The organism is Azospirillum sp. Marseille-Q6669, from assembly GCF_965111635.1.
In genome coordinates, this window is record NZ_CBCOOP010000007.1 from 156,415 (window position 1) to 171,034 (window position 14,620).

A 14,620-nucleotide genomic window follows, 5' to 3' on the forward strand; every position below is an offset into this window, starting at 1 on the left:
CCCGTCGTATGGTTCGTCCGTTTTCCACACCCCAGGACTTGAAGATGAGCCATTCCGCCGCCGACCGCGTCCGCGAAGCCCTGCTTGAGACGTCCCGGAACTTTGCGGCCTTCGCCCAGCAGGCCGAGCAGATCGACGCCGCCGCCGGGCTGATGATCGACGGGCTGAAGGGTGGCGGCAAGGTGCTGTTCTGCGGCAACGGCGGATCCGCCGCCGATTCCCAGCATCTCGCGGCAGAGCTGACGGGCCGCTATCTGCGGGACCGCGCGCCACTGGCGGCGGTGTCCCTGACGGTGGACACCTCCGCCCTGACGGCCATCGCCAACGATTATTCCTACGACGAGGTGTTCGCCCGGCAGGTTCGCGGACTGGGGCGGGCCGGCGACGTGCTGGTTGGCATCTCGACCAGCGGGAACAGCCGCAACGTGGTGGCCGCCCTGGAAGCCGCACGCGCGCTCGGCATGCGCACCATCGGCCTGACCGGCGCAGCCGGCGGGCGGATGAAGGAGCTGTGCGACGTCTGCCTGTGCGTCCCGTCCACCGACACCCCGCGCATCCAGGAAATGCACATCGCCGCCGGCCACATGCTGTGCGAGTTGGTCGAGAACGCCTTCGTCTGACGAAGGCCCCCTACCCAGGAGCGGCTCCTCCTCGACTCAGTGCACGCCGTCACCCTCAGCGCCATGGCCGCAACGGGCACCGATTACCGACAGCCAGCAGCAACCTGAATGCAGTTGCCGGGAAACCCGGCACGGTTCAGCCCACTTCAGGCCGTTTTCCGGGCTATCACGACACGACTGCCGCCGACCGGCCAACAAGCACCGCGGAGCGTCAATCCAACCTCCAGGTCCGTGACGGCACCAAGGATACGATTCAATGCGGGAGCTATGGCGAATTCGGCCGTGTGGGCAGCGCGTTGCGACGAGCGGCGGCCAGACGCCAGACGCGAGGTCATCAGCAATGGCAACAGCAAAGACAAGAAGGACGTAGACTGAAGGATCTCAAAACCGGCCTTGCGGACTTTGGCGTCGAGTTCGCCACGGCGATACCGCCGTACATGATGCGCCGCCGCATCCGTTTCGCTCCACAAAAAGGGATGCTGAGGCACGGTTAAAAGCAAACCGCCACCGGGCACCAACGCCGCCGCCAGTTCGGTCAGCACGGCCTCATCTTCTTCGATGTGCTCGATCACATCGAATGCGCCCACCAGTTCGAAAGCGCTGCGCAGAGGAATGCGCCGCGCGTCCATCTGCATGAACTCCGCTCCCGGTTCCAGGCGTTCCCGAGCGTTGACCAAGCCGGAAGGATGCAGCTCACTGCCAACCAGACGAGTCCAGCGGCGCAGCCCGGCCACCTCGGCCAACACGGCACCATTACCGCAGCCAACTTCCAGATAGGAGCGCGCCTGCGGAAAATGCCGGTTGATCAGGCCGGTGAGAAGACGGTTTCGGGTGCGGAACCAGAAATGCCTTTGCTCAACCTCCTTAAGCGCAGCGAAAGCGGACGGATCAATGCCGGACACTGTGTCTGCCAAATCCGGGGCGAACATTGGAATACCGTCAACCCTGGACACACCGCCGCCGCACGCCGGGCAGCACCAGCCGGTGGGCCAGAGCATCCCATCGACCTCGACCGTATCGCCAGCACCGCAGGTTGGGCACAACCGAAGCCCCATCGCCAAGGACGGCATTACCGAAACACCGCGGTGAGAGCCACGCCCGCAACGATAAGAGCGAGACCGACCATCTGGGGCCAATTGATGACCTCGCCCAAGAACAGGGCGGCACCACAAGGCACCAGGACGAAGCTCAAGGCCATGAACGGATAGGCATACACGATCGGCAGGGACCGCACGGCGAGCAGCCAGCACAGCGCGGCCATCCCAGCCCCTGCGAAACCCGTTATCACCAGCGGATCGAGGAACATGCGCAGGAGATAAGAACCGGCGCCTTCGCTCACATCGCTTGCCAGAACGCCCGCGCGGGCCTTAATGATCAACTGGCCATAAACCGTGAAGAGCAGAGTTCCGGCAAGGAACAGATATTTCAACATGGAATGCACAACCCAACCAAGCGGCCACCCCGCCCCGTCATAGGCATACCACCAGCTCTCGGCGGACCGCCAGCCCCACGACGCACCAGCCGACCGGACCCTTCATGAACGTCTCGATCATCCAGTCCTGTTACATTCCCTGGAAGGGCTTCTTCGATCTGATCGGCCGAACCGACGTCCACGTCATTCTGGATGGCGCGCAATATGTCAAGCGGCACTGGCATAACCGCAACCGGATCATGACGACCGACGGCCCGATCTGGCTTACCATTCCGGTGGCGACGAAGGCGCGTTTCGAACAGTCAATTGAGGACGTCCGCTTTGCCGAACCTTGGGCGGAAAAGCATTGGCGCGCGATCGAACTTGCCTACCGGCGCGCGCCCTTCTTCGCCGATGAAGCTCCGGCGTTGCGGACGCTGTACGAGCAGGCCGACCGCCTGTCCACGCTGACCGAGGTGAACGAACTGTTCCTTGTCGGATTGTTGAAACGGCTTGGCATCACCACCCGCGTGGTGCGGGACCGGAACTTCGAACCCGAAGGGAAGCGTGGAGACCGGCTGCTGGACATCTGCCGCAAGGCGGGCGCCACCCGCTATCTGTCCGGCCCGTCGGCACGCGATTATCTTGACGAGGCGCCGTTCACGGCGGCAGGAATCTCCGTCGATTGGATGAGCTATGGTCCCTATCCGCCTTATCCCCAACGGGGGCCGGCTTTCGACCATGCCGTTTCCGTGATCGACGTACTGTTCGCGGTCGGGCCCGATGCGCCGGCCTATTGCCAGTCCCTTGTCAAGGTTCACGGTCCGTGAAGATATCCTTCGTCACGACGATCTATCGCACCGCGGATGACATCGAGCCTTTCGCGGAACGGGCGGCGGAGGCGGCCCGACGGCTCGGTTTCGACCATGAAGTGGTCTTCGTCAACGACGGCTCTCCCGACAACGGGGCGGCCGTCGCCGTGGCGCTTGCCGAACGGGACCCCAGCGTCGTCGTCGTGGACTTGTCCCGCAACTTTGGCCAGCACAAGGCATTATGGACCGGGCTGGGCATCGCAACCGGCGATCTCGTCATGATGATGGACGGCGACCTGGAAGAGGACCCGCTGTGGGCAGTGGACTTTCATCAAGCCATGGTCAGGGAGCGGGCGGATGTCGTCTACGGCGTTCAGGTTCGGCCCAAGGGCAACCCGCTTTATCAGATGTGCCGCAACGCGTTCTACAGCCTGCTCGGCTTCCTCAGCGACCTTGATTTTCCGCGCGATGTGACAACGGCCCGATTGATGTCACGGCGGTACATCGACGCGCTTCTGACGTTCGATGAGCGGGAAATCTTTCTGGTTGGAATCATGCACGTGACCGGCTTCCGGCAGGTTCCGCTACCGGTCAGAAAGGAAGCGCTCGCACCGACGAAATACACGCTCCGCAAACTGCTCCGGTTGTTCCTGATGGCGGTCACCGCGTTTTCCATCGCGCCGCTGATCGGGGTGTTTCTAACGGGGCTCGCAATCAGCGCCGGATCGGTTCTCTTGATCGCCTTCTTGGTCCTGCGGTATTTCATCACCGGAATTGGGGTTCCGGGATGGACCTCGGTGATGATCGGGCTTCTGCTGTTCAGCGGCCTGTCAATGTTCATCAACGGTGTGATTGCCATCTACATCGGGACGATCTTTCTTGAGGTCAAGCGGCGTCCGCGGACCATCATAACGGCGATCCACCGTTCGACGGCGCCACCGAGCACCGTATCCCCTGTCAATGCCCTGGAAGACGCAAGCCCATGAGCCGCCGGCCATTCCTCGACCGAGTTGCAGCCTATTACAGTGACCGCTTGGCGACCCATGGGCCGACCGCCCGCGGCGCGGATTGGCGTGACGAGTGTTCGCAGGAACTTCGCTTCGCCCGGCTGTTGGACCTTGTCGGAACCGACAACCGCGGCAGCATCGCCGAACTGGGCTGCGGATATGGAGCGCTTGCCGCCTTTTTGCGCCGCAACGGCCGACCCAATCCTTACCATGGGGTGGACATCGCCCCCGACATGGTGCGAGCGGCACGCCAGACCCATGGCGGATTGGTGGATGTGGTGTTTGAGGAAAGCGATGCTCCTCCACCGGCCGACTACGTCGTTGCCAGCGGCATCTTCAATGTCCGCTTTGACATTCCCGACCAGGAATGGCTGGGATTCGTTCAGGAGACGATCGCGGCGATGGCGGCACAGGCACGGCGTGGCATCGCCTTCAACGTCCTGACCGCCCATTCCGACCGTGACCGCATGGACCCGCGCCTCTACTATGCCTCGCCGGCGGAGCTTCTGGACTGGTGCATCCAACGTTTCGGGCGGCACGTCGCCCTGCGGCACGATTATGGGCTTTACGAGTTCACTCTGCTGGTTCGGCACACCCCGGAGGAACGGCCATGAAGCCCATCGTGATCTTCGGGGCCGGCGACATTGCCGAATTGGCAGACTTCTACTTCACGCGCGAGGCCGGGCGGGTGGTCGCCGCTTTTGTTGTCGACGCCGGCTATCTTGATGCGCACACTCGGTTCGGCCGTCCGCTGGTTGCCCTTGATGAGATCTCAGCCCGCTTTCCAGCCGCTTCGCACGACGCTTTTGTCGCGCTTTCCTATCAGTCGATGAACCGGCTCCGCGCCGCCAAATGCACCGCCCTGAAAGAGGCCGGCTATGAGCTGGCGAGTTACATCAGTCCGCGGGCCACCGTCTATACGAAGCGCATCGGGGAAAACGCTTTCATCTTGGAAGACAACACCATCCAGCCCTTTGTGACCATTGGCGACAACGTGACCTTGTGGAGCGGCAACCACATCGGACACCACAGTGTGATCGGATCGAACTGCTTCATCACGTCCCATGTGGTGGTGTCCGGTGGAGTAACGATCGGCGAAAACAGCTTCCTGGGCGTCAACACGACAATTCGGGACCATGTCTCGCTGGGAGCGTTCACCCTCGTGGGAGCAGGAGGGCTGATTACAAAAGACACCGCCGCGGAAAGCGTCCATATGCCCATTGACCATACGGAAGAGCGGCGCGTGAAAAGTACACGCCTGAAATCCATCTGACAGAAGGGGGGCAGGACGTGGCTCTGCTGCTCGGTATCGGGAATGTTTGGCGCCCGCTTGGCCAAGTACAGGCTGCACCGGGAATTGCCCCCTGGGGGATGAGTCACGCCAGCTATCCGACGGTCTTGCCGCTCGATGGCGAACGGGTCCGCGTCTTCTTTTCCACCCGTGACGCGCAGCAACGCTCGTCCATCGCCGCGCTTGACCTCGGTCTTGAAGGCGACCGCTTCGAGGTGCTGGGGGCGCCCCGAGGCCCTCTTCTCTCACCAGGACCGCGAGGGGCTTTCGATGCCGACGGTGTGACGGTCGGTTGCGTCCTTCGTCATGACGGCCGAACATACGTCTTTTATCTCGGTTGGACCGTGCTCCAGCGAGTGCCGTTCACGAACTTCATTGGTCTTGCCGTCGGCGAGGACGACGGGGCGCTTATCCGGGTTTCGCCCGTTCCCATAGTCGGGCGCAGCCGGGAGAACCCCTTCACCCTTGGATATCCGTGGGTGATCCGCGATGGGATCGGCTGGCGCATGTGGTTCGGTTCGCATTTGGCTTGGGGCGACACAGGGCTACAGATGACCCACGTGATCAAGGAGGCGCGATCCGTTGACTTGACGACATGGACGCCTGGGGATCGAACGGTCATTGACATCGCGGGGGCCGATGACCCGGACGAGTTCGCCGTTTCCCGCCCTTCGGTGATCCGTGAACCGGATGGAAGCCTGTCCATGTGGTACGCGCGGCGGCGGCCGGACTATGCGCTGGGCTTTGCCCGCTCGGCCGATGGCGCGACCTGGAAACGGGACGATGCAGCGATCCGCTTCCAGGGTGCTCCTGAACCATGGGAGAGTCGGGAACGAACCTATCCATGCGTTTTCGATCACGCCGGCCACCGCTACATGCTCTACAACGGCAACGGTTATGGCCGCGAAGGGTTCGGGTTGGCGATCCAGGAAGAGCGGCGATGACACCGGCTGCACAGCGGGTTTCCCGTTTCGTCATGACCCGCTTTTTGGCGGAGGGGCGTCGCACCCAAAGTCGACCCCCTTGTCGTAACGGTGAAGTCTCCCCGTTTCAGCTTCCCAAACATACAGTTCTCCTTCGGCGGTAAGACGCCAAAGTTCCCCCTGCGCGGGAGCGCACCAGGATGTCGTCATACCGGCGCCATCCCATTTCACATGATGGCGGTCGGCCCGCACAGCGGTGGCAAAATAACGGACCTGTTCGGGCGCAAGCCGCTCTTGAAGCCTTGGGAAGGCGTTCATCAGCGCACCGGTCATGTCCCAAAAGGCCTCGAACCCTTCAACCGCCGTTTCTTGCTTTGGAAGATAGACGACGATAAAGGCGTTCGGCGACGCAGTGTCGGCGATTTTTTCACCAGGGAAGGACGCAAGAAGGGCTTTCTGCCGCTCCCAGGACGTTGCCCACTCCGCTAAACGGTACTGCGTCGAAACGCCGAGGATGGCGATCAGTGCGCAGAGGGCCAAGATGGCGGCGTGGCGCCCCAACCGACCCACCGCTCCGAACGCGCCAAGGACAAGCGCCGGCAGCAGGCTGAACCACACACTGGCTGTGCTCATGGTCCGGGAAAAAACACCGACCGACTCCAACCGATAGCCAGCCAATGCGAACATAATCGCCGAGCCCACCCCGCCCGCTATGACAGCCATGAGACATGCAAAAATCAGCAACCGGTTGCGGTGTGTTGCAAGACCGTAAGCGATGGCGGCGAACAGAACAGCGAGCACCGCCCAAAAGGCCTGAGGGTAGACTACGGCACGGTTCACCTCCTGCGGCAAAAGACGCAGGCTGAGAAAAATCGTGTCGAACCAATTCGGGTTGAATGATCGATTGATGCCGATGCCGAAGGCGTGCAAAGCCCGGTTGGCAAACAAAGGGATGGCCTGGAGCGCCAGAAAGCCACCGGTCAATAGCCCAATATGGCGCCATCGCACCGCACCGTAACGAGTACGATCCGCAGCGGCGTTGATTATCAACAGAGGAATGAAGGCGAACCAGAACAGTTCATTGATCAATTGACCAAGTAAAAAGAGCCCGCCTCCCGCATAAAGCCGGTTTCGAAGGGGAGCCTCCGATAAAAGGACAAGCGCAACACCGCAGAAACAGGTGATTGCCAGTTGCCCAACGGTCGGCGTTGGCCAAACGGTCAGGCCCAACGCCCAAGGGAGTGCAAGCCACACGCTGGCGCACAAGGCCATGCTCCAGCGTGCCATGTCCCGATCATCCGAGATGAGCACGACAAGGCGATGGCCGACGGCGCCGATCGCGACCGCATTCAACGTCACCAGTCCGGCAAGAACAGTGTGCCAGGCCACAGGGTTGTCAAAAATCGTGTGCCTGAGAAAAGCCGTTCCCGCCCAATACAGAGGTCTGGTAATTTGATTTATGAATTCATCGTATTCCGAGTAACGCAAAGGTCTTAATATATTATACCAGTCATCGTGGTAGAAACCAAGAAATAATGGGCGCCAGGAAAACAAACAGATAAAAACAATAGCAGGCACTAAAAAATAAATTGATATGGAGAGCAATCTCTTCTTTTTTGGTAAATTATCTGCCATTGACTCCACTCCAGATTGGAATAATACAGGATTCTATCCAGGAATTAACAAAAAGAATTTATGGAAATAGAAACACCCGATTTAATTTCGAATTATCCCTGCCATTTCCTTGGGAAAGCTCACAGAATGTCTTCAAGATGCCTGCCGAAGCTCTCGATCACCCGATCGACAGCATCGTTTCCCATTCCTGGATAAAGAGGCAACCTTAGAAGCCGCTGCGCAATGGCATCCGTCACCGCCAGATCACTTGCCGCACGGCCGAAACGTCGGCCAGCCGGCGCCGTATGCAGCGGGACGTAATGGAACGGGGCAAAAATCTCCTCCAACTGCAACCGACGGATCATCTCCTGCCGGGTCTCACAATCTGGCATCAGAGCGTAATAGAGGTGTGCATTATGAGTGCAGTGGCTTGGAATATTCGGCAAGCCAATGCCCTGCGATCGATAACCATGGAGTGCCTTGTCGTACCGCGTCCAGTATCCCATGCGCTCGTTCTGTATACGGTGCGCCTGCTCAAGCTGCCCAAACAAAAACGCGGCGATCAACTCGCCTGGAAGGTAAGAGGAGCCGATATCGACCCAGGTGTACTTATCGACTTGGCCACGGAAAAATTTCTGTCGGTTCGTTCCCTTATCACGGATGATTTCTGCACGCTCATTGTAGGTGGCGTCGCGCAGAAGCAGGGCCCCGCCTTCACCCGCAATGATGTTTTTCGTTTCATGAAAGCTGAAGGCAGCCATATCGCCGATCGAACCCGCCGCCCGTCCATGGTACTTGGAACCGAAAGCATGTGCCGCGTCCTCGATCACAGCGAGGTCGTGTTGGCGGGCAATGGCACCTATAGCGTCCATTTCGGCGACAACACCAGCATAGTGGACCACGCTGATTGCTCGCGTGCGTGGCGTGATTGCATCGGCGATGAGGGTCTCGTCAAGATTCAGAGTATCCGGCCTGATATCCACGAACACCGGCACCCCACCTCGCAATGCCACCGCACTGGCGGTCGAGACGAAAGTAAAGGACGGCATGATGACCTCATCCCCAGGCCCAATGTCGAGCAGGATGGAGGCCATTTCTAACGCTGCCGTGCAGGAATGCGTCAGAAGGGATGCGTGAACACCTGTGAAGTCTTTCAGCCATGCGTGGCATTGTCGAGAGTAGTGCCCATCACCAGCCAACTGCCCGCGCTCAATAGCATTCTTAATATGCTCGATCTCTTTGCCGGCGATGGAAGGAAGGTTAAATGGGATTTTCATCAAGCACGCATTCTTGGATGGGGTCGCAACAGGAGCGTCGCAGACCGGAATGCATCGGTGCTCCCAACGTTTCTGCAACCCGCACCGCGCATCTCGGTTCCTGTTACACGGCCAACCGGAAGACGTCCATACCAAAGTGTCGGGCCGGCAACGCAACCATTGGGGGCAAAATTTCATTTGCTTGCCCCCTGCCCCGCAGCAAAAACGGCTCAAGCCTCGGAATCGCCAGCGGCCACGCGTTTACCAAGCCCGACGAACCACAGCCTTGGGCCCATGCCCGGCAGGCGGAACCCATCATGGACTGGATGCCGTCGAGCGTAATTCCTCATTTACACTCGACGGTAGGGGCCGCGACGGCGGCCGCGAAGACCCATACCTGCAAAGGCAAGCGGCCGGACAGCCGTACCCGCCGTTTGAGGGCGAGCGTAAAGCCTGATGAATCAGGCTTTACGCTCGAAGTTATGAGAACACCGTTTGCGGCCATGCCAACCCTCGATCACGACAAACCTCCCAACCGTTCCGCCACTTCGTTGGCGATGGCGAGGCAGGAGGTCAGGCCCGGGGATTCCATGCCGAACAGATTGACCAGACCCGGCATTCCATGCGTCCCCGGTCCCTGGATCAGGAAATCGGCCTGCGGCTGGCCGCGGCCGCTCAGCTTCGGACGGACGCCGGAATAGGCCGGCACCAGGGCGCCGTCGGGCAGGCCCGGCCAATAACGCCGAACCTCACCGTAGAAGCCGTCGGCCCGTTTCGGGTCCACCCGGTAGTCAGGCCGGTAGTCGAGCCGGTCGTAGCCCGCGGGGTCCAGCCACTCCACGTCCGGGCCGAAACGGGCCTGCCCGGCCAGATCCAGCGTCAGGTGGACACCCAGCCCGCCATCCACCGGCACCGGATAGACCAGCCGCGCGAAGGGTGAGCGCCCCTGCCCCAGCGCGTAGTAATTGCCCTTGGCCAGCACCCGCGGCGGCACACGCTCCGCCGGGAAATCCTCCAGATTGCGGGCCACCCCCCAGGCGCCCAGCCCGGCGGCGTTGACCAGCGTGCCGCAGGCGATGCGCATCGGCTCCGCCCCGCCGACCTCCAGTTCGAAACCGTCCGCGGCCCGATGGGCGCGCTCCAGGGGGCTGAGCAAGGCCAGCATCGCGCCCGCCGCCTCCGCATCGCCCCGCAGGGCCAGCATCAGACCGTGGCTGTCGATGATGCCGGTGGACGGCGACAGCAGGGCGCCCACGCAGCGCAGGCCGGGCTCCAGCGTCACGGCCTCGGACGCGGAGAGCGGGACGAGATCCGCCACCCCATTGGCGGCGGCTTGGGCGCGGATGGCCTCCAGGCGGGGCAACTGAGCCTCCTCGGTGGCGACGATCAGTTTGCCGATGCGCTTGTGCTCCACACCATGCGCCGCGCAGTAGGCGTAGAGCGCGTCACGCCCGGCCACGCACAGACGCGCCCGCAGGCTGCCCGTGGGGTAGTAGATGCCCGCGTGGATGACCTCGGAGTTGCGCGAGCTGGTGCCGGTGCCGATGGCGTCCGCCGCCTCCAGAATCACCACCTCCCGCCCGGCGCGGGCCAGCCGGCGGGCCACCGCCAGCCCGATCACCCCGGCCCCGACCACCACACAGTCCACCCGCTCCATCGTCCCTCTCCGGTCTTTCCAAAGGGCTGATCCCAAGGATCGATCAGGTCCAAAAGGCCGCGAAAGCATCCGGTCGCGCAAGAGGAATGGGCACGGCGCGTCCAGACGGACCACTCCCCTTCAGCCCACTGCCCCCGCAAGTGACGTCCGGACGGATAGGGTCAGCCCAAGAAAGATCACCCGCCAAGACATTGTTGTCACCCGCGTTACGCCCCACAGGAAAATCAAATACCCAGCACGGTAACTTAAGCGCTAAAGCCTTAATTTATTTATTTACATTAATTATTTAGTTTATATCTCCTCAGAATTCGTTGAATGACCGCGCTCCGTTTCTGAATTGAAGAGATGTTTTTACAAACAACCCTCTTTTATTCAAAAGGTGGTGGCCATGAGCGCACCGGATTACACATCCCCGGTATCCGAAATCATGGGAAACGGACGCATTGAAATCGATTCATTGCTTTCCGGATACAAATGGGGCGAAGGGAGCAATCCGGGGGCCGGGGTTTCCCTGACCTATTCTTTCGGTACTGCCGGCCTGTCGGCCTATCGGGACGGCTATCTGACCCCAGACCCGGGAAGCCTTTGGACCCTGTCCGGCACGGCACAGGCGGCGATCCGCCAAGCGCTCGGCACCTGGACGGCGGTGGCGAACATCACCTGTACCGAGGTCGCCGACAACGCCCTGTCCTGCGGCGACCTCCGCTTCGGAGGGAGCAACGCCCCGGCAACCGCCTACACGGTTCTGCCCGTGGTGGATCTGCCGGAAGCGGGCGACGTGTGGTTCGGCTCCCTCTTTGCCGATCCGACCCTGTCCTGGGCAGCCGGCTCCTACACCTACCAGACCATCGTCCACGAGATCGGACACGCCTTCGGCCTGAAGCACCTGCATGAGGAATACGGGGCTTTTCCGATCGCTCCCACCGGAATCGACAGCCAGCTCTACAGCACGATGAGCTACCGGTCCTACCCCGGGGCGCCTCCGGAGATGGGCTATTGGCAGGATCGTTTTCCGACCACCCCCATGGTCGACGACATCGCGGCCATCCAGTATCTGTACGGCGCCAACATGTCGACCAACGCCGGGGACACCGTCTATTCCTGGGCGCCTGGACAGGCGATCTTCGAAACCATCTGGGACGGCGGCGGCAACGATACCATAAGCTGGGCCAACCAGACCAGTGACGCCCGGATCGACCTGCGCCCCGGTTCCTACAGCGACCTGGGACCGGCTTGGCGGGCCGGCTTCTACATGGAATCCCGGACGCTGGGCATTGCCTACGACTGCTGGATCGAGAACGCCATCGGCGGCTCGGGGAACGACGTCCTGATCGGCAACGAACGGGACAACGCCCTGTACGGCGGGGCCGGCGACGACACGCTGATCGGCGGGGCCGGCAACAACCTGCTGGACGGCGGCAACGGGTTCGACACGGCGGTGTTCGAGGGGGCGCCCTCGTCCTACACCATCCGCCACAGCGGAGCGGGTGAAGTGATGGTGGAAGGCCCGCAGGGCACGAACACCCTGCGCAGCATCGAACATCTGTCCTTCGGCGACATGACCCTGGCGTTGAGCCGGGACGCGACGCCCGGCACGGTGGCCAGCACCTTCTTCGGTGTGGCCAACAGCGCGTCGGGACAACGGATCCTCCAGGAGGCCTCGACCTACTCCGGACCCGTCCAGACCCTGGAATGGCAGCTCATCGGCAGCGACGACGGCGAGGCGATCGTCGGCAGCAACGGCAACGACTTCATCAACAGCCGGGGCGGCACGGACGCCATCGACGGCGGCGCCGGCAACGATGTGCTGGACGGCGGAACAGGGTCCAACTTCCTGACCGGCGGCGAAGGCCACGACACTTTCTTCCTCGACGCCCGCTCGGGCGAGCCGGTTTGGTCCACCGTGACCGACCTGGAGGCGGGGGAGATCGTGACCGTCTGGGGCTGGCAACCGGGAACGTCGGTCATCAGTTGGGCGGAGATGGGCGGCGCCGGCGGCTTCACCGGCGCCACGGCCCACATCGATCTCAACGGCGACGGCAACATCGACGCCAGCCTGACACTGAGCGGCAAGTCCGTGGGGTCCCTGACGGCGATGCCCGGCACGGTGAACGGCACCGATTATCTGGCGGTCTGGCTGAACGGCTGAACGGGGTGCGGACGGACATTCGGGCGCGTTGCTCTGGCGAGGATGGGCGGTTACTCTCCCGCCGACCTTGCCCGAGCAGCGCCGGCACAACCGCCAAGGACCCCGACCGCCCGTGTCCAACGCCGCCATCTATTTCCACCCCGACGGTTACGAGACCGCGCGGGCGGACCTGAAGGGCCGCCATGTGGCGGGGGAATCCTTCCTCGTCGGTTTCTTCCGGCACTCCGGATTGAACAGCTTCGCCTGTCACGCCGACGGAGCGGAGCAGGCGCGCCTGTTCGCCGATCTCGCCGCCCGTCACGCGCCGGGGCGGGAGGTGGCGCTCTACCCGACCGGAGAACCGTCGCGGCTGGCCCGTGTCGGCTGCCTGTTCCTGCCGGGACCGGGCATCGACCAGTTCGCCTGGCGCCGCCGCTCCCGCGACCAGCGGGGCTACAGCCTGTGCGGCATCACCCACACGACCTCGGAATCGCCCCAGACCCTGGGCGCCCTGGCCACCGCGCCGGTGCAACCGTGGGACGCGGTGATCTGCACATCCTGGGCGGCCCGCGCTTCGGTGGAGGCGGTTCTGGAGCCCTACGCGGAGTATCTGCGCGACCGGCTGGGCGCCGCCGGGGTCCCGATGCCTCATCTGCCGGTGATCCCGCTCGGCGTGGACACGGACGCGTTCCGCTTCGGCCCGGCGGATCGCAACGCGGAGCGCGCGGCGCTGGGCATCGGCGAGGACGACGTCGCTGTGCTGTTCATGGGACGCCTCAGCTTCCACGCCAAGGCGCACCCGATCGCCATGTATCTGGCGCTGGAGGAAGCTGTCCGGCGAACCGGCAAGCGGATCCACCTGATCCAGGCCGGCTGGTTCGGCAACGACTCCATCGGCGCCGCCTTCATCCAGGGTGCCAAACGTTATTGCCCCAGCGTCAACGCCATCTTCCTGGACGGTCGCAAGCCGGAAGTGCGGACCCGCGTCTGGGCCGCCGCCGACCTGTTCACCTCGCTGGTGGACAACGTGCAGGAGACCTTTGGGATCTCCCCGGTGGAGGCGATGGCGGCCGGGCTGCCCTGCGTCGTCACCGACTGGAACGGCTACCGCGAGACGGTGCGCGACGGAGTGGACGGATTCCGGATTCCCACCATCCTGCCGCCGCCGGGCACCGGACCCGATTTTGCCGACCGCTACGCCGCCGGGCTGGACACCTATGATTTCTACATCGGCCGCGTCTCGCAGGTGAGCGCCGTCGACGTGGCCGCGGCGGCGGACGCCTACACGCGGCTGGCTGCGGACCCCGCACTGCGGCGGCGGATGGGTGAGGCCGGCCGGGCCCGCGCCATTGCCGCCTTCGATTGGCGGGCGATCATCCCGCAGTATCTCGACGTCTGGCGCCAGCTGGCGGAAATCCGCAACCACGCCGCGGAACTCGCCCCGCGGCGCCCCGACCGCGACGGCAACCCGTTGCGCCCGGATCCCCTGCGCATGTTCGCGTCCTACCCGACGCGCCACCTGACCCCGTCGACCCGGCTGGCGCGGGCCGGCAGTCTGACCCGCGCGGGAATGGCCGAGGCCCTGGCAGCGCTGCACGCCGATCCGCTGAACTCGACGGCGCGCGGCGGCACCGTATCACCGGCCACCGATCTGCTGATGGCTTTGGAATCCCTGGACGCCCCAGGCCGCACGGTCGCCCAGATCCTGACGCTCGTCCCCGAGGAGCGCCGCCTGCTGCTGCTGCGCAGCCTCGTCCACCTGATGAAGTACGGCTTCGTACAGGAGGCCGCCCCGGCACAGGGGATGATGTCCTAAGTTATGCACGGGTTCCAGCCGGCTTTTGCTTGCGATGCAACAGGTGTTTGCGCTAAGGAACGGTCTATTCCATTTATTCTTTGCC

13 protein-coding genes are annotated in these 14,620 nt (G+C 62.8%); 8 read left to right on the plus strand and 5 right to left on the minus strand.

All coding sequences use genetic code 11. From position 1 onward, the window contains the following. Positions 1-44: 44 nt before the first annotated feature. Positions 45-620: a D-sedoheptulose 7-phosphate isomerase gene (gmhA, locus tag ACWPXE_RS32100; RefSeq protein ID WP_454021085.1), complete on the plus strand. Its 576-nt coding sequence runs from the start codon at positions 45-47 to the stop codon at positions 618-620. 146 nt (positions 621-766) lie between these two features. On the opposite strand, the gene ACWPXE_RS32105 is transcribed toward gmhA, so the two are convergent. Then, positions 767-1,618: a class I SAM-dependent methyltransferase gene (locus tag ACWPXE_RS32105; protein WP_454021086.1), complete on the minus strand. Its 852-nt coding sequence runs from the start codon at positions 1,616-1,618 to the stop codon at positions 767-769. 71 nt (positions 1,619-1,689) lie between these two features. Beyond that, positions 1,690-2,052, minus strand: coding sequence for an EamA family transporter (locus ACWPXE_RS32110; RefSeq protein ID WP_454021087.1), 363 nt, complete (start codon positions 2,050-2,052; stop codon positions 1,690-1,692). Between the two features lie 104 nt (positions 2,053-2,156). Between ACWPXE_RS32110 and ACWPXE_RS32115 the strand changes: the two genes are divergently transcribed. Genes ACWPXE_RS32115 through ACWPXE_RS32135 form a run of 5 tightly spaced genes read left to right on the plus strand, consistent with a single transcriptional unit; the run spans position 2,157 to position 6,085 of the window. Continuing rightward, on the plus strand, positions 2,157-2,861 hold the full coding sequence (locus tag ACWPXE_RS32115; protein WP_454021088.1) for a WbqC family protein: 705 nt from the start codon (positions 2,157-2,159) through the stop codon (positions 2,859-2,861). After that, positions 2,858-3,829 (plus strand): glycosyltransferase family 2 protein, encoded by a 972-nt coding sequence (locus ACWPXE_RS32120; RefSeq protein WP_454021089.1) that lies wholly within the window; start codon positions 2,858-2,860, stop codon positions 3,827-3,829. The genes ACWPXE_RS32115 and ACWPXE_RS32120 overlap by 4 nt, the downstream gene beginning before the upstream one ends. After that, the gene (locus ACWPXE_RS32125; protein ID WP_454021090.1) at positions 3,826-4,464 is read left to right on the plus strand and encodes a class I SAM-dependent methyltransferase; all 639 of its coding nucleotides are present in this window, start codon (positions 3,826-3,828) and stop codon (positions 4,462-4,464) included. The genes ACWPXE_RS32120 and ACWPXE_RS32125 overlap by 4 nt, the downstream gene beginning before the upstream one ends. Beyond that, positions 4,461-5,123 (plus strand): acetyltransferase, encoded by a 663-nt coding sequence (locus tag ACWPXE_RS32130; protein WP_454021091.1) that lies wholly within the window; start codon positions 4,461-4,463, stop codon positions 5,121-5,123. Before ACWPXE_RS32125 ends, ACWPXE_RS32130 begins: the two co-directional genes overlap by 4 nt. Before the next feature lie 17 nt (positions 5,124-5,140). After that, positions 5,141-6,085: a hypothetical protein gene (locus ACWPXE_RS32135; RefSeq protein WP_454021092.1), complete on the plus strand. Its 945-nt coding sequence runs from the start codon at positions 5,141-5,143 to the stop codon at positions 6,083-6,085. A 30-nt stretch (positions 6,086-6,115) separates the two neighbouring features. On the opposite strand, the gene ACWPXE_RS32140 is transcribed toward ACWPXE_RS32135, so the two are convergent. The 3 genes from ACWPXE_RS32140 to ACWPXE_RS32150 all read right to left on the minus strand — a co-directional run bounded on the left by ACWPXE_RS32140 (position 6,116) and on the right by ACWPXE_RS32150 (position 10,591). Then, complete coding sequence (locus ACWPXE_RS32140) at positions 6,116-7,699, minus strand: hypothetical protein (RefSeq protein WP_454021093.1); 1,584 nt, start codon at positions 7,697-7,699, stop codon at positions 6,116-6,118. Positions 7,700-7,818: 119 nt separating this feature from the next. Further along, positions 7,819-8,955, minus strand: a complete 1,137-nt coding sequence (gene rffA / locus ACWPXE_RS32145) for a dTDP-4-amino-4,6-dideoxygalactose transaminase (protein WP_454021094.1) — start codon at positions 8,953-8,955, stop codon at positions 7,819-7,821. Between the two features lie 496 nt (positions 8,956-9,451). Next, positions 9,452-10,591 carry an NAD(P)/FAD-dependent oxidoreductase gene (locus tag ACWPXE_RS32150; RefSeq protein ID WP_454021095.1) on the minus strand — a complete coding sequence of 380 codons (1,140 nt, stop codon included), beginning with the start codon at positions 10,589-10,591 and terminating at the stop codon, positions 9,452-9,454. Positions 10,592-11,048: 457 nt separating this feature from the next. Between ACWPXE_RS32150 and ACWPXE_RS32155 the strand changes: the two genes are divergently transcribed. Continuing rightward, complete coding sequence (locus tag ACWPXE_RS32155) at positions 11,049-12,740, plus strand: M10 family metallopeptidase (RefSeq protein WP_454021096.1); 1,692 nt, start codon at positions 11,049-11,051, stop codon at positions 12,738-12,740. Positions 12,741-12,852: 112 nt separating this feature from the next. Further along, positions 12,853-14,535 carry a glycosyltransferase family 4 protein gene (locus ACWPXE_RS32160; protein ID WP_454021097.1) on the plus strand — a complete coding sequence of 561 codons (1,683 nt, stop codon included), beginning with the start codon at positions 12,853-12,855 and terminating at the stop codon, positions 14,533-14,535. The last annotated feature ends 85 nt before the right edge of the window (positions 14,536-14,620 follow it).

Bases quoted from the DNA above. Each gene is read 5' to 3' on its own strand.
- gmhA (WP_454021085.1), top strand. From the start codon at position 45: ATGAGCCATTCCGCCGCCGACCGCGTCCGCGAAGCCCTGCTTGAGACG.
- ACWPXE_RS32105 (WP_454021086.1), bottom strand. From the start codon at position 1,618: ATGCTCTGGCCCACCGGCTGGTGCTGCCCGGCGTGCGGCGGCGGTGTG.
- ACWPXE_RS32110 (WP_454021087.1), bottom strand. From the start codon at position 2,052: ATGTTGAAATATCTGTTCCTTGCCGGAACTCTGCTCTTCACGGTTTAT.
- ACWPXE_RS32115 (WP_454021088.1), top strand. From the start codon at position 2,157: ATGAACGTCTCGATCATCCAGTCCTGTTACATTCCCTGGAAGGGCTTC.
- ACWPXE_RS32125 (WP_454021090.1), top strand. From the start codon at position 3,826: ATGAGCCGCCGGCCATTCCTCGACCGAGTTGCAGCCTATTACAGTGAC.
- ACWPXE_RS32130 (WP_454021091.1), top strand. From the start codon at position 4,461: ATGAAGCCCATCGTGATCTTCGGGGCCGGCGACATTGCCGAATTGGCA.
- ACWPXE_RS32140 (WP_454021093.1), bottom strand. From the start codon at position 7,699: ATGGCAGATAATTTACCAAAAAAGAAGAGATTGCTCTCCATATCAATT.
- rffA (WP_454021094.1), bottom strand. From the start codon at position 8,955: ATGAAAATCCCATTTAACCTTCCTTCCATCGCCGGCAAAGAGATCGAG.
- ACWPXE_RS32150 (WP_454021095.1), bottom strand. From the start codon at position 10,591: ATGGAGCGGGTGGACTGTGTGGTGGTCGGGGCCGGGGTGATCGGGCTG.